This window comes from Enterococcus sp. AZ009, assembly GCF_050548785.1.
Lineage (GTDB): Bacteria > Bacillota > Bacilli > Lactobacillales > Enterococcaceae > Enterococcus_D > Enterococcus_D entomosocium.
In genome coordinates, this window is the sequence record NZ_CP172960.1 from 1,175,143 (window position 1) to 1,192,189 (window position 17,047).

General features: G+C 40.6%; 24 protein-coding genes. 20 read left to right on the forward strand and 4 right to left on the reverse strand.

The window, feature by feature from the left end:
* Window positions 1-34: 34 nt before the first annotated feature.
* From IGJ74_RS05470 to IGJ74_RS05485, 4 genes are all read left to right on the forward strand, one after another.
* Window positions 35-508: a DUF523 domain-containing protein gene (locus tag IGJ74_RS05470; protein WP_016613840.1), complete on the forward strand. Its 474-nt coding sequence runs from the start codon at window positions 35-37 to the stop codon at window positions 506-508.
* Window positions 498-836, forward strand: a complete 339-nt coding sequence (locus IGJ74_RS05475) for a putative DNA-binding protein (protein WP_005228897.1) — start codon at window positions 498-500, stop codon at window positions 834-836. Before IGJ74_RS05470 ends, IGJ74_RS05475 begins: the two co-directional genes overlap by 11 nt.
* 14 nt (window positions 837-850) lie before the next feature.
* Window positions 851-2,269: a signal recognition particle protein gene (gene ffh / locus IGJ74_RS05480; protein ID WP_005228902.1), complete on the forward strand. Its 1,419-nt coding sequence runs from the start codon at window positions 851-853 to the stop codon at window positions 2,267-2,269.
* A 398-nt stretch (window positions 2,270-2,667) separates the two neighbouring features.
* Window positions 2,668-2,868, forward strand: a complete 201-nt coding sequence (locus tag IGJ74_RS05485; RefSeq protein ID WP_008377398.1) for a CsbD family protein — start codon at window positions 2,668-2,670, stop codon at window positions 2,866-2,868.
* Window positions 2,869-2,914: 46 nt separating this feature from the next.
* Here IGJ74_RS05485 and IGJ74_RS05490 read toward each other — a convergent pair whose 3' ends face one another.
* From IGJ74_RS05490 to IGJ74_RS05500, 3 genes are read right to left on the reverse strand one after another with little or no spacing between them, the layout of a single operon-like run.
* The gene (locus tag IGJ74_RS05490; protein ID WP_218193182.1) at window positions 2,915-4,075 is read right to left on the reverse strand and encodes an ABC transporter permease; all 1,161 of its coding nucleotides are present in this window, start codon (window positions 4,073-4,075) and stop codon (window positions 2,915-2,917) included.
* Window positions 4,076-4,087: 12 nt separating this feature from the next.
* Window positions 4,088-4,969, reverse strand: a complete 882-nt coding sequence (locus tag IGJ74_RS05495; protein WP_005237238.1) for an ABC transporter ATP-binding protein — start codon at window positions 4,967-4,969, stop codon at window positions 4,088-4,090.
* Complete coding sequence (locus IGJ74_RS05500; RefSeq protein ID WP_034872477.1) at window positions 4,966-5,352, reverse strand: GntR family transcriptional regulator; 387 nt, start codon at window positions 5,350-5,352, stop codon at window positions 4,966-4,968. Before IGJ74_RS05500 ends, IGJ74_RS05495 begins: the two co-directional genes overlap by 4 nt.
* A gap of 100 nt (window positions 5,353-5,452) precedes the next feature.
* Between IGJ74_RS05500 and IGJ74_RS05505 the strand changes: the two genes are divergently transcribed.
* Both IGJ74_RS05505 and IGJ74_RS05510 read left to right on the forward strand, forming a co-directional pair.
* The gene (locus IGJ74_RS05505; RefSeq protein ID WP_016619836.1) at window positions 5,453-6,031 is read left to right on the forward strand and encodes a DNA-3-methyladenine glycosylase I; all 579 of its coding nucleotides are present in this window, start codon (window positions 5,453-5,455) and stop codon (window positions 6,029-6,031) included.
* 6 nt (window positions 6,032-6,037) lie between these two features.
* A complete protein-coding gene (locus IGJ74_RS05510; protein ID WP_005237235.1) occupies window positions 6,038-6,571 on the forward strand; it encodes a dihydrofolate reductase family protein in 534 nt (177 codons plus the stop codon).
* A gap of 83 nt (window positions 6,572-6,654) precedes the next feature.
* On the opposite strand, the gene IGJ74_RS05515 is transcribed toward IGJ74_RS05510, so the two are convergent.
* Window positions 6,655-7,206 (reverse strand): NADPH-dependent FMN reductase, encoded by a 552-nt coding sequence (locus tag IGJ74_RS05515; RefSeq protein ID WP_016613846.1) that lies wholly within the window; start codon window positions 7,204-7,206, stop codon window positions 6,655-6,657.
* A 254-nt stretch (window positions 7,207-7,460) separates the two neighbouring features.
* On the opposite strand from IGJ74_RS05515, the gene rpsP reads away from it, so the two are divergent.
* The 14 genes from rpsP to IGJ74_RS05585 all read left to right on the forward strand — a co-directional run bounded on the left by rpsP (window position 7,461) and on the right by IGJ74_RS05585 (window position 16,919).
* Window positions 7,461-7,736, forward strand: a complete 276-nt coding sequence (gene rpsP / locus IGJ74_RS05520) for a 30S ribosomal protein S16 (protein WP_005228917.1) — start codon at window positions 7,461-7,463, stop codon at window positions 7,734-7,736.
* Between the two features lie 11 nt (window positions 7,737-7,747).
* Window positions 7,748-7,993, forward strand: a complete 246-nt coding sequence (locus tag IGJ74_RS05525) for a KH domain-containing protein (protein ID WP_005228918.1) — start codon at window positions 7,748-7,750, stop codon at window positions 7,991-7,993.
* 112 nt (window positions 7,994-8,105) lie between these two features.
* Entirely contained in the window at window positions 8,106-8,363 is a 258-nt protein-coding gene (locus tag IGJ74_RS05530; RefSeq protein ID WP_005228919.1) for a hypothetical protein, read from the forward strand.
* Window positions 8,364-8,449: 86 nt separating this feature from the next.
* The gene (locus IGJ74_RS05535; RefSeq protein ID WP_034878719.1) at window positions 8,450-9,274 is read left to right on the forward strand and encodes a hypothetical protein; all 825 of its coding nucleotides are present in this window, start codon (window positions 8,450-8,452) and stop codon (window positions 9,272-9,274) included.
* Between the two features lie 155 nt (window positions 9,275-9,429).
* Window positions 9,430-9,954 carry a ribosome maturation factor RimM gene (gene rimM / locus IGJ74_RS05540; protein ID WP_005237231.1) on the forward strand — a complete coding sequence of 175 codons (525 nt, stop codon included), beginning with the start codon at window positions 9,430-9,432 and terminating at the stop codon, window positions 9,952-9,954.
* Window positions 9,944-10,690 (forward strand): tRNA (guanosine(37)-N1)-methyltransferase TrmD, encoded by a 747-nt coding sequence (gene trmD, locus IGJ74_RS05545; RefSeq protein ID WP_005237230.1) that lies wholly within the window; start codon window positions 9,944-9,946, stop codon window positions 10,688-10,690. The genes rimM and trmD overlap by 11 nt, the downstream gene beginning before the upstream one ends.
* 166 nt (window positions 10,691-10,856) lie before the next feature.
* A complete protein-coding gene (rplS, locus tag IGJ74_RS05550; protein ID WP_002357176.1) occupies window positions 10,857-11,204 on the forward strand; it encodes a 50S ribosomal protein L19 in 348 nt (115 codons plus the stop codon).
* A gap of 774 nt (window positions 11,205-11,978) precedes the next feature.
* Window positions 11,979-12,992 carry an alcohol dehydrogenase AdhP gene (gene adhP, locus IGJ74_RS05555; protein ID WP_086299213.1) on the forward strand — a complete coding sequence of 338 codons (1,014 nt, stop codon included), beginning with the start codon at window positions 11,979-11,981 and terminating at the stop codon, window positions 12,990-12,992.
* A 95-nt stretch (window positions 12,993-13,087) separates the two neighbouring features.
* Window positions 13,088-13,807 (forward strand): helix-turn-helix domain-containing protein, encoded by a 720-nt coding sequence (locus IGJ74_RS05560; RefSeq protein ID WP_176257029.1) that lies wholly within the window; start codon window positions 13,088-13,090, stop codon window positions 13,805-13,807.
* Between the two features lie 267 nt (window positions 13,808-14,074).
* Window positions 14,075-14,479, forward strand: coding sequence for a VOC family protein (locus IGJ74_RS05565; protein ID WP_096742382.1), 405 nt, complete (start codon window positions 14,075-14,077; stop codon window positions 14,477-14,479).
* A 191-nt stretch (window positions 14,480-14,670) separates the two neighbouring features.
* Window positions 14,671-15,102, forward strand: coding sequence for an Rrf2 family transcriptional regulator (locus IGJ74_RS05570; RefSeq protein ID WP_061053880.1), 432 nt, complete (start codon window positions 14,671-14,673; stop codon window positions 15,100-15,102).
* 130 nt (window positions 15,103-15,232) lie between these two features.
* A complete protein-coding gene (locus IGJ74_RS05575; RefSeq protein WP_016613898.1) occupies window positions 15,233-15,883 on the forward strand; it encodes an NAD(P)H-binding protein in 651 nt (216 codons plus the stop codon).
* Window positions 15,884-16,049: 166 nt separating this feature from the next.
* Window positions 16,050-16,511: a GAF domain-containing protein gene (locus IGJ74_RS05580; RefSeq protein ID WP_400450407.1), complete on the forward strand. Its 462-nt coding sequence runs from the start codon at window positions 16,050-16,052 to the stop codon at window positions 16,509-16,511.
* 180 nt (window positions 16,512-16,691) lie between these two features.
* Window positions 16,692-16,919 carry a hypothetical protein gene (locus IGJ74_RS05585; RefSeq protein WP_005237217.1) on the forward strand — a complete coding sequence of 76 codons (228 nt, stop codon included), beginning with the start codon at window positions 16,692-16,694 and terminating at the stop codon, window positions 16,917-16,919.
* Window positions 16,920-17,047: the final 128 nt, after the last annotated feature.

Here is a 17,047-nt window from a genome sequence, read left to right on the forward strand (position 1 = left end):
AAGGACGATTTCATAGGAAAGCTGAGGGTGCTATATGATCGGAATCAGTGCGTGTCTAGGCGGTGTACTTTGCCGTTATGATGGAAAACACCAAGCAGTGCCACCATTGATCGAACTGGTAAGAGCAGGTCAAGCAATGATGGTTTGTCCAGAAGTTCTTGGCGGCTTGCCGATCCCACGGGAACCGGCCGAAATCGTTGGTGGCGATGGGGTGGACGTTTGGGCGCAACGAGCGAAGGTCGTCACCATCTCAGGGGAAGACGTGACCGAACAGTTTACTACCGGCGCGAAAATTGCTTATCAAAAATTACAAGAGCAAGGCATCACTCAACTGATCCTAAAAGAGAAAAGTCCCTCTTGTGGCAGTCAGATGATTTATGATGGCAATTTTACTGGAATCAAAAGAACAGGGATCGGTGTCGCTTGTGCGTATTTTCGGCAACAAGGCATGACTGTTTTGTCCGATGTCGAATGGCTTGCAAAACAGGAGGAAGCAAATGGAAATTGAAAAGACCAATCGCATGAATGCGTTGTTTGAGTTTTATTCCACGTTATTGACAGAAAAACAGATGAATTACATGGAATTGTATTACGCAGATGATTTTTCTCTAGGAGAAATCGCTGAAGAGTATCAAGTAAGCCGTCAAGCAGTCTATGACAACATCAAACGCACCGAACGTATTTTAGAAGACTATGAAAAAAAACTACATATGTTTTCGGACTATATCATGCGGGAAGACTTGCTGGATCAGCTAAGCGAGTATACGAAAACTCACTATCCAAAAGACGAAACCTTACAGGGGTTTATTCAACAGCTCCAAGAAATTGAAGAATAAAGGAATGAAAAAAAATGGCATTTGAAAGTTTAACTGAACGCCTCCAGCAGGCAATGAGCAAACTGCGCAGAAAAGGAAAAGTATCTGAAGCAGATGTAAAAGAAATGATGCGTGAGATTCGTCTAGCTTTATTAGAAGCCGACGTCAATCTGCAAGTTGTGAAAGAGTTTACCAAAAATGTCCGTGAACGGGCAGTTGGGGTAGAAGTATTAGAAAGCTTATCTCCAGCGCAACAGATCGTTAAAATCGTTGACGAAGAATTAACCAAAACGTTAGGATCAGAAACAGTTGGGATTGAAAAATCACCAAAGATCCCAACGATTATCATGATGGCTGGTCTGCAAGGGGCAGGGAAAACCACCTTTGCTGGGAAATTAGCCAATCACTTGATCAAAACCGAAAACGCACGTCCATTAATGATTGCCGGTGACGTGTACCGTCCAGCCGCGATCGACCAATTGAAAGTATTAGGTCAGCAATTGGATGTACCTGTTTTCGATATGGGAACTGATGTCAGTCCAGTTGAAATCGTACGCCAAGGATTGGCTTTGGCTCGGGAAAAGAAAAATGACTATGTCTTGATCGATACAGCAGGTCGTTTGCATATCGATGAAAACTTGATGGAAGAGCTAAAACAAATCAAGGACTTGGCACAGCCAAATGAAATTTTACTGGTAGTGGATGCGATGACAGGACAAGATGCTGTCAACGTGGCGGAAAGCTTCAATCAACAACTGGGGATCACAGGGGTAGTCATCACCAAACTAGATGGCGATACTCGTGGCGGTGCGGCATTGTCAATTCGTCAAGTTACTGGCGCTCCAATCAAGTTCACTGGTACCGGTGAAAAATTGACCGACCTTGAAGTATTCCATCCAGATCGGATGTCTAGTCGGATTCTCGGTATGGGTGATATGCTGACTTTGATCGAAAAAGCACAGCAAGATTACGACGAGAAAAAAGCAGAAGAACTTGCTCAAAAAATGAAGGAAAACTCCTTCGACTTCAATGACTTTGTTGAACAGATCGATCAAGTCATGGGCATGGGCCCAATTGAAGATCTTTTGAAAATGATTCCGGGAATGAGCCAAATGCCTGGCATCGAGAACGTCAAAGTTGATCCAAAACAAATTGCCCGTCAAAAAGCCATGGTTTATTCCATGACACCAGCAGAACGTGAAAATCCTGATTTGTTAAATCCAAGCCGTCGTCGCCGGATTGCCGCCGGTTCTGGCAACAGTGTCGTCGAAGTCAACCGCATGATCAAACAATTTAAAGAATCCCGCAAAATGATGCAGCAAATGAGCAAAGGGAATATGAACATTCCTGGCATGGATCAAATGTTTGGCGGCGGTGTCAAAGGGAAACTTGGAAAAATGGCCATGAATCGTATGGTCAAAAAACAAAAGAAGAAAAAGAAAAAACGCAAATAATCGTTTAACACTGATAGGAACTAAGAACCGAACCTTCTCTTAGGGTACAATTAAAAAAAACATGACCTGAAAAGACACCAAATCGAGAAGCTGTACCTCCTGATTCTAGCAGCTGCAGCTCCTCAGATTGCCTTCTTTCAGGTCATGGTTTTTTTATGTTCACAGTGTCCTCTTTAAATGAACTCCTTCAAAGAACATCAAATAGAACATCTAAAGAACATCCCTTTTTATAGAGAAAGCCAGCTTTCTACTGAATATCCTAAATCGTCCAAGAGTCAAAAATAGCGAAGAACTATCGTTGCGGACAACTCAAAGGATAAGATAGAAGCAGAACATTCGTGCTTTCTGGCAAATGATGCTACTATTAATTTATAGCAAGTATGAAAGGAGTTTTTACGATGACAAACAAGGATCGCATTGAAGGAAAAGTAACCGAAACAAAAGGGAAACTTACAGGAGATGACTCCGAGGAGTTAAAAGGGAAAACCCAAAATAAATATGGGAAAGCCAAAGATAAGGTTGAAGATTTTGCGGATGATGTTTCTCGCAAAGTAAATGACTTCTTTGACAAAAAAGACGACGACAAACCTAAACATTAAACATAAAAGCGTCCCGGCAACAATTTCTTGTTGTAGGGACGCTTTTTTAAATATTGCTGACCTGTTTGTTTTTTCGTTTGTACCACCAATTCATCAGTGCTTTAGGATAGACAAGCAATAAACTGATGAATAAGCAAGCAACCAGCAACAAGCCAAGCCGAAGGATGATGTTCCAAAGACTGACATCATCCCCCTCATAGAGATCACGGTAAAAAATTTCTAGCGGGTAATAAGAAATCATGGATAGATAGAACCAGGTTCCTAAAGAAAGCAGCCAATAAACCGGGGCGCGCAATTTAGGGATCGTTAAATAATCACCGTCATTTTCTAAAGAAATTTTCGAGAACACTTTTTCGGCAGCAAGAATCAGCAAGCCGCTCAAACCGAGGTAAAGGAGCAGTAGCCACCAAGGATAGACATATCCTTGCGGCCAATCGATCCACGTTTGAAAAGGAAGCAGAAAATCCCCATGACCAAGAAATACAAAACTAAAAAACTCGCGGGTACATTGGAAAAAGCTATACCCCATTGTTCCTAGAGAAAGAGTGAAGAACACCGACAGCACGCCAGTAAACAGATTCCCCAGTAAAACGCCCAACAAGATGCCGACAGCAAATACGAGTAGATTCGTTGCCAAAGTACTAAGGGCGGAAAGCAGCACGTCTTGAAGCGGCACAGCGAGATAGCGAGCCGGGATCATTGTGTATTCGATCAGGATATGACCTAACAGGCCCAACACTAAACAAGCGGTCAAGGGTAAGCCGATAAAAAGCAGTTTCTTGCGAAAGACGTGCTTTCTGCTAAAGGGTAAAGCAAATAAAAAGCGATTGAAATTGGTGCGGCCATCGACAAAAAAGGACAAAAAGCCCCAAATAAACAGGAAGACAATCACAAATTGATTCATGGTGGTCATATACGGGCGATTGTAATAAAAATCATCTGAGTACTCTTTGTTGATTGTCAATACCGCATCGCGGTACTCTGCTGCCGAATCAAAGTAAACCGGGGTTTCACCGTTGTAGCTTTTGACATAGTATTCTCGATTTTCGTTAAAATCTTTGATAAATTCCTCAGATGCCAAATAACGTTCTTGCTGGTGCCAAGAATTTTGTGATTGCCAGCCAGCACTAAGATACATGAAGAGCACGACAAAACAAAAACCGATCAACAGCTTACCGTAGCGTTCTTTAAATATATTGCTTAACATCGTTTTCCACCTCTATCCTTCCACCAATGCTTCTTGTCGTAAATTTGCTTCAAACAGATCTTCCAAAGTCAAAGGTAATTCTTCGAAAACCAAAGGATCAAGTTGCTGGATCTCAGCCGCCAGCTCCTCTGTGTAATTGTCAAACAAAGCAGTCAAGACTCGACCTTGTTTTTGAATCAGCTTGGAGTGCTGCTTGATAAGGGGAGGAATCTGTTTGCTGCGAAAGACGAGTTGGAGTTTGCGAGATTGTTCGCGAATCGTTTCCAAACGGTAGTCTCCTTCAATCGTTTTCCCTTTGATCAACAAGGCACGATCAATAATATGTTCTAATTCATTTAGATTATGAGAAGCGATTAAGGCGGTACGATTCGACTCGCTGAGGCTTTCCAGCAATAATCCAATCACTTTTTTACGGACGATCACATCAAGCCCATCAAAAGGTTCGTCTAACAGTAAGAACGTCGCATTTGAGGCGATCGCAAGAATCATTTTATAAAGACCTTGCATACCTTTTGACATCCGTCGGTAGGAAAGCGTCAGAGGAAGACCGTGACTTTGCATCAATTCTAAGTAAAGATTCTGATCGAAATTTGGATAAGCAAGCCGATAAAATTGATTGAGCTTTTTCAAAGAGTAGGCCGAAAGAAAGTTTTCTTTTTCATCAATATAAAAAAGTTGTTCTTTTAATTGCGGATGCTGATCCAGGCGTTGGTTATCGATGGAAATCTCCCCATCATCTAGTAAATAATGCCCAGCAATCGTCCGAAACAACGTGGTTTTCCCAGAACCATTGCGGCCGATTAATCCTACGAGCTCTCCTTTTTCCAAAGAGAAGTTCACGTTTTCTAAGACAATTGTTTGTTCCATTTTCTTGGTCACATGCTCGATCTTCACTGTGGATCGCCTCCTAACTCTTGTTCAAAGCCATTCATCCAATCGCTCAGCTCACGCATGCTGATCTGTAAATGGCGTGCTTCGATCACCAATTCTTTCAAACGTTCTTTCACTTGTAAGATCCGAATCTCATCGCGTGGCAGATCCTCAGTAACTTTCACAAAGGTGCCTTTTCCTTTGATGGTGACAAGTACTTGCTCATTTTCCAATACTTTGTAGGCTTTGCTGACGGTATTTGGATTCATCAACAGGCGCTTGGCCATTTCACGAACCGAAGGTACTTGGTCTCCGGCGATTAGAACACCGTTCAGAATATCTTCTTTGATACTTAAAACCAATTGCTCATAGTAAGGTTTGCTGCTGGCTTTGTTAATGCGAACCACAAAATCAGCTCCTTTCATTTATGTGTACTAGTATACGTAGTACACTGGTGGAAGTAAAGTCATTTATGATAAAATAAACAAAAAGGAGCTGATGAGGACAATGGAGCGATGTGAATGGGCCAACAGTACACCAGCAATGCAGGAGTATCATGATACGGTATGGGGAAAACCTGAGTATGAGGATCAGCAGTTGTTTCGAAAACTGGTGTTAGATATGAATCAAGCAGGATTGAGCTGGCAAACGATTTTAAACAAGATGGCGAATTTCGATGCAGCATACGATCAGTTTAATATCATAAAAGTAGCGAACTATACGGAAGAAAAAGTGGAAGAACTGATGATGAATCCAGGAATCATTCGCAATCGACGAAAGATTGAAGCAGCGATCATCAATGCCCAAGAAGTTTTAAAAATCCAGCAAGAATACGGCAGTTTCTCCGCATTCTTGTGGCGATATGTCAATCATGAGCCAGTCATCAATGAATTTCAGCAGCAATCCGATGTACCGACCCATTCGGAAATCTCCGATCAGCTAGCAAAAGACTTGAAAAAGCGAGGCTTTAAATTTGTCGGAACGACAACTATTTACGCGTTTATGGAAGCGGTCGGCATGGTTAATGATCACTTAGTCACTTGTGTTTGTCGAAGGTCAGAAGCAATCGTAAAAATAAAGGAGTGAGCCTAATTGGGAAAAGTGGTATTTTATGGTGCAATCAGCCTCGATGGCTATTTAGCAGGTATGGAGGATCAACTGGACTGGCTGTTTCAAACTGATACCGGTGTTGCAACGACCTATGAAGCATTTTTTGCAACCATCGACGCGACCGTGATGGGAAGAAAGACCTATCAAGAAGCAAAAAAACTGATGGATGATGGACTGCTATATCCTGAAAAGACCAACTATGTTTTTTCTCGTACCCGAAAAGAGCCGCTGCCGGATGCAACCCTAGTGTCAACGGATCCAGTTGCATTTGTTTCAGCATTAAAACAAGAGGAAAACGTATGGGTAGTAGGTGGGGGTTCCTTATTAAAACCATTGCTGGAAGCTGATTTGATCGATGAATGGTTTATTCAAATCGCGCCGGTGTTTTTAGGAGAGGGCAAGCGACTGTTTGAACCGGGGGATTATGCGAGACGCTTGACGTTTGTTGAAACAAAACAGATGGGGGAACTGACAGAACTTCATTTTGTCCGAAAGTCTGTGTCAGGCAGCGAGTAAAAAGCGCAAACGATTATTCTTCACAGTAAAAAGACCAAGAAACTCAGTGCCGAGTTTCTTGGTCTTTTTGTTTGGATTCTTAATTAGTTGAATCGTTGAAAGAGTTCAATATATTTTGCAATGATCGTTTCAAAGAAGCTTACTGTATCTGGGTTGATTTCGTTGTTTTCATCAATCAAGTTGGTGATTCCACCGATATAGGCTTCTGGTTGTTGTAGAGTAGGCATATCCAAAAAGACTAATGATTGACGTAGGTGATGGTTTGCTCCAAACCCAGCGATCGCTCCTGGAGAAACGCTGACAACCAAAGCTGGTTTGCCACCCCAACTGCTAGCACCGTAAGGACGAGAACCAACATCTAATGCATTTTTCAATGCTGCAGGAACAGAACGATTGTATTCTGGTGTAAAGAAGAAGACCCCGTCAACGGCGCTTAATGCTTCCCGAAATGCTGTCCATTCAGCAGGAACTTTTCCTTCAACTTCCAAATCTTCATTGTAAAAAGGCAAGTTGCCGATTTCGATGAAAGATGCTTCAAAACCTTCTGGTAATAATGATGCGAATTTTTTCGCTACGAGTTTATTAAATGATCCTTCCCGTAAACTGCCGACGATAAAACCAATTTTTTTTGTCATGTAAATTTCCTCCTTGTTGTTTTCTACTCATTAAGCTTACCAAAAGTAAGTGGATGGTGCAAATAAAACGATTTGACTTTAAAAAGTTTCTCTATTACTAATGATACGCGTCCTGATTCATTCTGGCAAAAGATAACCATGCTTAGAAAATAAGAAAGAAGAAACTTTTTTTAGCTGTAAAGAAAAAACTCTTTACACCATCGGAAAAACCTGTTAAACTAGCTCTTGTGATTAAATCAATGGAGGTGTAAATAATGGCAGTAAAAATTCGTTTAAAACGCATGGGTTCTAAAAAGAAACCTTTTTACCGTATCGTCGTAGCAGATTCACGTTCTCCTCGTGACGGACGTTTCATCGAAACAGTTGGTACTTACAATCCTTTACTAGACCCAGCTGAAGTGACAATCAAAGAAGATTTAGTTCTTGATTGGTTATCTAAAGGTGCGCAACCTTCAGATACAGTTCGTAACATCCTTTCTAAAGAAGGCGTTATGAAAAAACACCACGAAGCAAAATTCACTAAGAAATAAGGTGACTTTGGATGAAAGATTTGCAAGAATTAGTCTTAACGATCGTTTCACCACTTGTTACCAAACCTGAGGATATCAAGCTTGAGCTGGTAGAGTCAGATGATTTCTTGGAATATAATCTTACTGTGGCACCAGAGGATATTGGTCGTATCATCGGTAAACAAGGTCGGGTTGCCAAAGCAATTCGAACAATCGTTTACAGTGTACGGACAAATGGACCAAAAAAAGTTCGTTTGAATATCATTGATGGTAAATAAGCAAGAATGAAAAGCATTTCTCTTTGAGGAATGCTTTTTTTGTAAAATTCATGCTTAAGATGGAGGACAAAAAAAGGTGGTTTTGAGATAATCAAAAGGAGGAGGTGCTTGTATGTCTCAACTAATCGCATGGATCGTCGTTCTTTTGATCCTCGTCTTTATTTATAAAATTGGTTCTTTTCTTTGGCGAACGCTAGGGATCTTGTTGTTGCTCTTTTTAATTTGGGTCTATCGTGAGGAGATCATGACGCAATTGAACCAATGGACACAAAACTTTCGTTGGGGCGACCTATCGACGATCGCCAATCAAGTTTGGCAATGGATCAAGGATGGCTTTCAATCACTGCAAAATTGGGTGACAAATCTTTAAAAAATCAACAAAAAAATGACAGACAATCTGACTTGTTTGTCATTTTTTTTATTGAGGGGTATTCTTTGTATAAGGAGGGGAACATCATGAAAAAAGAACTAGGATTATTCGTTACGCTGCTGACGATGGGCGCCTTAGCTGGCTGCAATAATCAACAGGAACCAGAAACCAGTCAAGCCAGTAGTGCCGAAACAACAGCGACGAGTATGGTGGAAAGTACCCAAACGCAAGCAAGTAGTCAATCAGAAACAAGTCAATCAAGTACGTCTTCTAGTCAGGCGGCTTCTAGGGATTCTTCAAACACGAATAGTACTGCAGATATCTACGCTCAAATACAAGCGGCATTCCCTGATCTTGTCTTGCCCAAGGACATTCCACTTGCTTCAGGTAAAGTGTTGAATGCGGCCACAGCTGGCAGTCAGTCCGATGCTTCGATTCTTTATTATGGACTTGATAAGCAGCTGCCTCTCAATGACAAGGCTTTGAACGAGGAAACACCGATTGCTGCTTTTCAATCAAAAGACTATCAATCAGCGGATGAAGCTGCTGCTGCGGTCAATGTAACAGCTGATGATGGCGGACAAGCCGTTGATCTCGGATATGGCATTACTGGGCATATGCAAGGAGCTGCTGGCTCCAGTTATTTGAGCTGGCAAGAAGGAAATTGGTCATTGACTGTTCGAGCAGTCAATCAAGAGGAACAAGATCCAGTTCCGGTTGCCAAAGAAGTGGTAGCGTATCTGGAAGAAGCTATGCTCCCAGCGCCTGAGGTCGGTCAAATCACTATCGATATGGGAAAAAATGACCATACAGCAACTACAGTGGTTTGGCAACAAGAAAAGACCCTTCGAACGGTGCAACATCAAGATGCACGTTCAGCATTGAAAATGGCCGTTTCTATGAATCAATAAGGTTCATATTAGGACAATGCCCCTTTGATCAAGCGTCGAAGGGGCATTTTTCGCGCGATGATTTTGAGGAAAACATGGGGCGCTAGGAAACGGCTAGAATTCGCTACTTTGCTATGCTAAAATAGAACAGAAGTTAGAAGAAATGGGGAACGAACGTGACAGAATATTTAAACGTAGGAAAAATCGTCAATACACATGGAATCCGTGGAGAAGTACGTGTGATATCACAAACGGATTTTCCAGAAGAACGCTACCGTAAAGGGGCCGAATTGACACTTTTTCGTGAAAATAAAGAGCCAATAACATTGATTGTTTCAGGTCATCGCAAACACAAAAACTTTGATTTAGTGACGTTTGAGGGCTATCCCAATATTAACGATGTTGAACCGTTTCGTAACGGCATTTTAAAAGTTACCAAGGATGATTTGGTGGATTTAGCAGAAAATGAGTTTTACTACCATGAAATTATTGGTCTGGAAGTCGTCGAAGAAGATGGCACAATCATTGGTAAAGTCAAAGAGATCCTTTCACCAGGTGCCAATGACGTTTGGGTCGTTCAACGAAAAGGGAAGAAGGATGCCTTGATTCCTTATATCGAGTCGGTTGTCCACACGATCGATCTTGAAAATGGTCAGGTCACTGTGGAAATCCCAGAGGGGTTGTTAGACGATGAGAATTGATGTATTGACACTATTTCCGCGAATGTTCGAAGGTCCTCTAGGAGAATCGATCATTGGCAAAGCAAGGGAAAAGGGACTGTTAGAAATCAACGTCTCAAATTTCCGTGACTATTCCGACAACAAACATCAAACAGTGGATGACTATCCTTATGGTGGCGGAGCAGGAATGTTATTAAAAGTCCAACCTGTCTATGACAATATCAAAGCGATCGAAGAAGCAGCACCAGAAACGAAGAAACGCGTGATCCTTTTAGACCCAGCGGGGAAACCTTTTGATCAAAAGATGGCAGAAGAATTTTCTACCGAAGAGCACCTCGTCTTCATTTGTGGTCATTATGAAGGATACGATGAACGAATCCGTTCATTGGTCACTGATGAAGTGTCACTGGGAGATTACGTCTTGACTGGCGGCGAATTGGGTGCAATGGTCATGATCGATGCGACGGTCAGACTATTACCAGAAGTTTTAGGCAATCAAACCTCCGCACAAACCGATTCTCATTCCACTGGTTTATTAGAACATCCGCAATATACACGCCCAGCAGAGTTTAAAGGCATGAAAGTACCAGAAGTTTTGATGAATGGCAATCATAAATTGATCGAGCAGTGGCAATTAAAAGAATCATTGCGCCGCACCTTTCAGCGCCGACCTGATATGCTAGAAAATTATCCGTTGACGGAAGAAATGCAGAAGCTTTTAAAAGAAATTGAAGAAGAAGCGAAAGCTGGCAACTAAAATAGTGCCAGTTTTTTTGATATTCTGCGCGATGACAAGAAAATTCTCTTTACAGCCTGTGGTCGACTGTGGTAAGATGTTTCAGTGAGTGTAAACTCAACTATTACGATGTTCCGCTGGAGCTTTCATGCTTTAAGAATGTTTGGGAATAAGGAGAATGATAAACATGAATCCATTGATTCAAGAACTAACTCAAGAACAATTACGTACTGACATCCCAGCTTTCCGTCCTGGGGACACTGTTCGCGTTCACGCGAAAGTTGTCGAAGGAACTCGCGAACGTATCCAGTTATTTGAAGGTGTTGTCATCAAACGCCGCGGTGCTGGTATCAGCGAAACTTATACAGTTCGTAAAGTATCAAACGGTGTAGGTGTTGAACGTACCTTCCCATTGCACACACCACGTGTTGCACAAATCGAAGTTGTTCGTTACGGTAAAGTACGTCGTGCAAAATTGTACTACTTACGTGCATTACACGGAAAAGCAGCTCGTATCAAAGAAATTCGTCGTTAATCATTTATTATCAGATGAAGCAAAAGCCCTTGATTTCAAGGGCTTTTTTCTTTTGTCTGAGGTGACAAAAACTTTCTATTCGTTGTGATAAAATCATGAAACGACTATAAGAATAGGAGGGGATCATTGCTGCATACCACTGGGTAAACTTGTATTTTGATGGGAACAGTCGTCTGAGTGAAACACAATGCCATCGACTGAAACTTTTTGTGGTCATTTATCGGCTATCCGATAGTGACAGATTGCAGGTTGAAGATTGTTTGATCGATCACCTTTCAGCATTATTTGCTTTTATGTGCAGAGAAGGAGAAAAAGGGAGTGAAAATTGTTAGGAAAACACTGATGAGGGACATCACGTTAAATACCAATATGAAACTCAGTGCCTGAAAGAAAATAAATCGTAAATCACCGAATTGATAAAAAAAGGATTAGAGAATAATGGGGAAGACCAAGATTACATGTTTATGTAATTTCCTCTTGATAGGTTTTATTAAAACTTTTGTTATTTATATGATGGTTTTTTTCGCTTTTTTAGTCCTTGTAGTTTATTGAATTTGAAATATAAGAAAAAAACTTGAATTATTTCATTATTTTTTTCTCATAAATGATTACAGAAAAAAAGCAATATATTCCCCTTTTTTTGATGGTTTCTATGGTAACCTTCTCGATAGGGAACTTTCTTTTATCTAGCTATTGCTGACCTCTTCGTGTTAGTTAATTACTTCACAAATAAAAGGAAGTTCTTTATTTAAATGAATTGAAAGAGGTGTCTTTATGAAAGCAGCTGTAGTATCAAACGATAAGGTTGTAAAAATTGAGGAAAAAGAATTGAGAGCGCTTCGTCCGAATGAAGCATTATTGAAAATGGAGTGTTGTGGTGTCTGCCATACGGACTTGCATGTAAAAGATGGTGACTTCGGAGATGCATCTGGAATCGTACTCGGTCACGAGGGAATCGGTAAAGTGGTCGCGATCGGTGATGATGTTACTTCTCTAGCAATCGGTGACCGTGCAAGTGTCGCTTGGTTATATGAAAGCTGTGGATCATGCGAATACTGTGTGAACGGGAATGAATCATTATGCCGTTCCGTTAGAAACGCCGGATATTCTGTAGATGGCGGTATGGCTGAAGAGTGTATCGTTGTAGCTGACTATGCAGTGAAGGTACCAGAGGGCTTAGGTTCTGCTGAAGCCAGCAGCATTACTTGTGCAGGTGTAACCACATATAAAGCGGTAAAAGTTTCTGACATTAAACCAGGTCAATGGATCGCGATCTATGGTTTAGGAGGATTAGGAAACCTAGCCTTGCAATATGCAAAAAATGTCTTTAATGCAAAAGTGATTGGGATTGATATCAACGAGAAACAATTGGACTTTGCAAAAGATCATGGCGCTGACCTTGTGATCAATCCTGCGAAAGAAGATGCGGCAAAAATCATTCAAGAAGCAACCGGCGGCGCACATGCAGCTGTAGTAACAGCTGTTTCAAAAGCAGCCTTCAATTCTGCTGTCGATGCCGTTCGTGCGGGCGGTACGATTGTAGCGGTTGGTCTTCCACCAGAAAGCATGGACTTGAACATTCCTCGACTTGTATTGGACGGTATTAAAATCGTCGGTTCCCTTGTTGGAACACGGACTGATTTAGCAGAAGCTTTCCAATTCGCAGCTGAAGGAAAAGTCGTTCCTAAAGTTGTCATGCGTCAGTTAGAAGAGATCAATGATATTTTTGATGAAATGCTTTCAGGAAAAATCAAAGGGCGAATGGTCATTGATTTTCAAGAGAAATAAATAGAAAAACCAACGGGTGAATTTTAAACGAAGGAGAAGATTTCGTGTGTAACTTATTGATCATTGATAGCAAAGAGCATGGAGCAGTTAACGATATGATTCGTTTGATCGATCGTCATTTTCCGAATGTCATCTTGCTTCCGACGGTTTGTTCAAAAAAAGCGCTTCAGCGTACCTGTCTTGAGCAGCCGGTTGAAATTGCAGTGATTAATGCGGATGGCGAAGAGGACTCTTTTGAATTATATAAAGTATTGCTTTCATTTTGCCCTAATGCAAAAGCAATTTTGTATTCTGCTGTAGAAAGTTTTGCTATCGCTCAAAAAGCGTTGCGTTACGGCTTGATTGATTACTTGGTCGAACCGATCACAAATGATTTTGTTTATGCATTGGATCGGGGAATTCAATCCATCAATCAGATTTCCTTGCTACACATCGAGAAAAATAATGAGGCTTCTCCTTCGCTTTCTTTAAGACATAAGATATTGCGCTATATTCATGAAAATTATAGAGAACATATTACGTTAGATACTTTAGCAGATCACCTGCATTTAAGCCGGTATCACACCAGTCGTTTGATCAAGAATACATTAGGAATGACCTTTTCTTTGTACTTGATGATTTATCGTATTGAAGTTGCCAAAAAAGAACTATCAACAAGTGATCGATCAATCAGTGAAATCTCTGTCAGAGCAGGATTCAATGATCCAAATTATTTTAGTAAGAAATTTAAAAAAGCAACTACTTATACGCCAAAAGAGTATCGGAAAATTTATCGTGGGAAAGCTACCGTGATCGATTCAAGACTTGAGCTTTAAGTATTGAAAAAAACAGATCAGCTTGCAGTTGAATTGATTAGCGAGAAAATGACTTCTATGTGATGCGTATCTGGTTACTTTTCCATAGATGATAAAAGCAAAAGGCCTTTCATGAAAAGGTTTTTTTGCTTGGAAAAACGAGTTTTGAATGAGCTGATAGAAACCAACGGCGTAGGATAAGGTCTGATGTTTTTGTGAATCCAACGATAGATGCTATAATGAGAGCGGATTCATCAATACAACTTATCAAAGAAAAGAGGCAAGAAAATGGCGAATAAAATGGTGTTTATAAATTTGCCTGTCACTGATATCAAACGTGCAACCTCCTTTTATGAAGCGTTGGGATTTGTCAAAAATGAAGAGTTCTCAAACGAGACTAGCAGCGGAATGGTTTGGAGTGAATCGATTTGGGTGATGTTGTTAGAACATGAGTTTTATCAACAGTTTCTGAATGGCAGACGTATTGCGGATACGAAGAACACAAGTGGTGCATTGATTGCGTTTAGCTTCGATACACCAGAAGAAGCGAAGAATTTTGCGAAGATTGCAGAAGAAAATGGCGGCCAATCGTTCCAAGTTGATATGGGGATTCCAGAAGACATGATGGTCGGCTATGAAATCGTTGATCCCGATGGCAATCAGCTTGAATCAGCATGGATGAATGGCTATTAGCAAAGTGATCGTTTAAATAAAAAGTAAAAAAGTGGTTCAGTATGCAGTTCCTTCAAGAAGTTAGGCTTTTGTGCTAACTTTTTGAGGGCTGTTTTTTTTGACGGGATTCTTGAGTTTTGTAAGATTGATCAGTCCCCTTTGTCTAAATGCTAAAAAAGAGGTATGATACAAGAAAAAGGAGTGGAGACGAAGTGAAATATTCAACCAAATACAGCGACGCCATTCACATCCTCGCTTACATCCACCTCTTTAAAGGAACTGATTTATCAAGTGATCGGATCGCCCAGAGTGTTGAAACGAATCCGGCTTATGTTCGCCGGATTATGAGTGATTTACGGGTTGCTGGATTGATCGAAAGCCAAAGAGGAAAACCAAACCCTAAACTAACGAAGGAACCAAATGAGATTTCTTTGTTAGACATTTATGCGAGTGTTGAAAAAGATCACCATCTTTTACATGCAGACAAAAAAACCAACCCCAACTGCTTAATTGGGGGGAATATCCAAGGGGTATTAGAAGAAACCTATGATGTGCTGCAAAAGAAAATCGAGCAAGAGATGAGCGCCATCTCGCTGCAATCAATCATTGAAGGCATTCAAGGAGAGGCCGATCAAGTAGATTGAACGGACACAACACAGTAAAAAGAACTTTCACCTGCTAAGCAATTTCTTGACAGGAAAGAAAGTTTCTTTTATACTCTAGTTGTAACTTGATTAGTAACAACTATTTTAGTCAAACAAAAGATGAGGAAGGATGATTATCATGAAAATCGGTGTTATTGGCGCAACAGGAAATGCAGGTTCAGCTATTTATCAAGAAGCAGTACAGCGAGGACATGAAGTGACTGCTATTGTTAGAAATGAAGTTAAAGCCAAAGAACAATTTGGTGATACAGTCAAAACACTTACAAAAGATGCTTTTTCGTTAACAGAAGAAGACCTCGACGGATTTGATGTGTTGGTCGATGCGTTTGCGACAAGTCCTGACCAAGCGTACTTGCATGTGGATCTGGCAGCAAAATTGGTTCATTTGTTTCGAGAAAAGAACACGCGCTTGTTCTTCATTTTAGGAGCTGGCAGCTTGTTCAATGAAGCGGGTGAACGCAATCTTACCGAATTGAAAAAAGCCCCAGGAAGTGAAAGCTGGATCGCGATCCCAGAAAATCAGTTAGATGAATATCTCTTTTTAGAAACCGTCAAAAATGTTCATTGGGTCGGGATTTCTCCAGGAAATCTATTTCAAGAGGGACCAGCTAAACCAGCGATTTTAGGCAAAGATCACTTGCTTTTCAACGACCAAAAGAAATCAGTAACTTCCAGCGGTACGTTAGCCAAAGCAATTCTTGATGAAATTGAAACAGTGCAACATGAAAATACTCGTTTTACTGTGATTGATGCAGAGTAGGTTCAACAAATGATTGACCCAATCGATCAGAATCGATAGCTGCATAGGTTGGCAAGTAGACTGTTTCAGGCAACATCTTTTTTCACAATTTTTGTTTCCAATACCCAATAATTTAGACAAGACAAATCCTCTGTCTTTGCTTATAATCAAGGACAGAGGTGATAAAATGAATAAAAAAATCGAAGCGTATGAATTGATGCTTCTGCAATTAAAAGGGTTGCTAGAAGCGGAGAGTAATTGGATCGCCAACCTAGCCAACTCTTCTGCTTTACTGAATGAAACATTGGAAGATACAGTGTTTGCCGGCTATTATTTGTTTGAAGAAGGCGAGCTGATTTTAGGTCCATTCCAAGGAAGAGTCTCTTGCACCAGAATCACATTAGGCAAAGGGGTTTGTGGGGAATCAGCGGAGAAAAAAACCACATTGATCGTACCCAATGTCAAAGAACATGAAAATTATATTTCTTGTGACTCAGCAGCGATGTCTGAAATCGTAGTTCCCATGGTGGTTGATGATCAGTTGCTTGGAGTGCTGGATATCGATAGTGGAAAAACGAACAGCTATGATGCGATCGATCAGAAATATCTGGAAGAATTTGCTGCTTTATTGGTAGCAAGACGTCAATAAAGTACTTGTTTTTTAATTTTAACTATAAAACAACATAATGTTTTTAAGTGGGCGTTCATTGAATAATGAACGCTTTTTTTAGTTATTATTTAAAAATGAAGGGCATATTACTTTGTTTAATTAAAATTAGATGATAATATGATAATACAATTAGAAAAACGAGTTTTTAAGGAGAGAATTATGGAAGCAGAAACAATTGTATTAGGTAAAGCATATGAATGTAAACCAGTCGGCTTACAAAGCCGCGTGATCGGTGAAGTGGTCAGAAAAATGGAACGGTGTGTCGTATTAAATGTGATCCGCTACGATGGGATCGATCATGAAGATATCGAAGAACGTTGCGGACGAGTAGTTGCAAAATACAATGAGATCTATCAACCAGCGCTAGTTGAATGCTTTTTTAGCTGATCCATTGGTAATCACCCAATCAAAATAAAATGAAACCATGCATGTAAACCAATTCCCTTAAAAAAAGACTGTTTCTCAGAAGCAGTCTCTTTTTTGATTCTTAGACTCAGGTACCTAGCAAAAGAAGT

What these genes read in the sequence shown, in the direction of transcription:
- IGJ74_RS05470 (WP_016613840.1), top strand. Translation starts at nt 35, where the DNA reads ATGATCGGAATCAGTGCGTGTCTAGGCGGTGTACTTTGCCGTTATGAT.
- IGJ74_RS05475 (WP_005228897.1), top strand. Translation starts at nt 498, where the DNA reads ATGGAAATTGAAAAGACCAATCGCATGAATGCGTTGTTTGAGTTTTAT.
- ffh (WP_005228902.1), top strand. Translation starts at nt 851, where the DNA reads ATGGCATTTGAAAGTTTAACTGAACGCCTCCAGCAGGCAATGAGCAAA.
- IGJ74_RS05485 (WP_008377398.1), top strand. Translation starts at nt 2,668, where the DNA reads ATGACAAACAAGGATCGCATTGAAGGAAAAGTAACCGAAACAAAAGGG.
- IGJ74_RS05490 (WP_218193182.1), bottom strand. Translation starts at nt 4,075, where the DNA reads ATGTTAAGCAATATATTTAAAGAACGCTACGGTAAGCTGTTGATCGGT.
- IGJ74_RS05505 (WP_016619836.1), top strand. Translation starts at nt 5,453, where the DNA reads ATGGAGCGATGTGAATGGGCCAACAGTACACCAGCAATGCAGGAGTAT.
- IGJ74_RS05515 (WP_016613846.1), bottom strand. Translation starts at nt 7,206, where the DNA reads ATGACAAAAAAAATTGGTTTTATCGTCGGCAGTTTACGGGAAGGATCA.
- rpsP (WP_005228917.1), top strand. Translation starts at nt 7,461, where the DNA reads ATGGCAGTAAAAATTCGTTTAAAACGCATGGGTTCTAAAAAGAAACCT.
- IGJ74_RS05525 (WP_005228918.1), top strand. Translation starts at nt 7,748, where the DNA reads ATGAAAGATTTGCAAGAATTAGTCTTAACGATCGTTTCACCACTTGTT.
- IGJ74_RS05530 (WP_005228919.1), top strand. Translation starts at nt 8,106, where the DNA reads ATGTCTCAACTAATCGCATGGATCGTCGTTCTTTTGATCCTCGTCTTT.
- IGJ74_RS05535 (WP_034878719.1), top strand. Translation starts at nt 8,450, where the DNA reads ATGAAAAAAGAACTAGGATTATTCGTTACGCTGCTGACGATGGGCGCC.
- trmD (WP_005237230.1), top strand. Translation starts at nt 9,944, where the DNA reads ATGAGAATTGATGTATTGACACTATTTCCGCGAATGTTCGAAGGTCCT.
- rplS (WP_002357176.1), top strand. Translation starts at nt 10,857, where the DNA reads ATGAATCCATTGATTCAAGAACTAACTCAAGAACAATTACGTACTGAC.
- adhP (WP_086299213.1), top strand. Translation starts at nt 11,979, where the DNA reads ATGAAAGCAGCTGTAGTATCAAACGATAAGGTTGTAAAAATTGAGGAA.
- IGJ74_RS05560 (WP_176257029.1), top strand. Translation starts at nt 13,088, where the DNA reads ATGATTCGTTTGATCGATCGTCATTTTCCGAATGTCATCTTGCTTCCG.
- IGJ74_RS05565 (WP_096742382.1), top strand. Translation starts at nt 14,075, where the DNA reads ATGGCGAATAAAATGGTGTTTATAAATTTGCCTGTCACTGATATCAAA.
- IGJ74_RS05575 (WP_016613898.1), top strand. Translation starts at nt 15,233, where the DNA reads ATGATTATCATGAAAATCGGTGTTATTGGCGCAACAGGAAATGCAGGT.
- IGJ74_RS05580 (WP_400450407.1), top strand. Translation starts at nt 16,050, where the DNA reads ATGAATAAAAAAATCGAAGCGTATGAATTGATGCTTCTGCAATTAAAA.
- IGJ74_RS05585 (WP_005237217.1), top strand. Translation starts at nt 16,692, where the DNA reads ATGGAAGCAGAAACAATTGTATTAGGTAAAGCATATGAATGTAAACCA.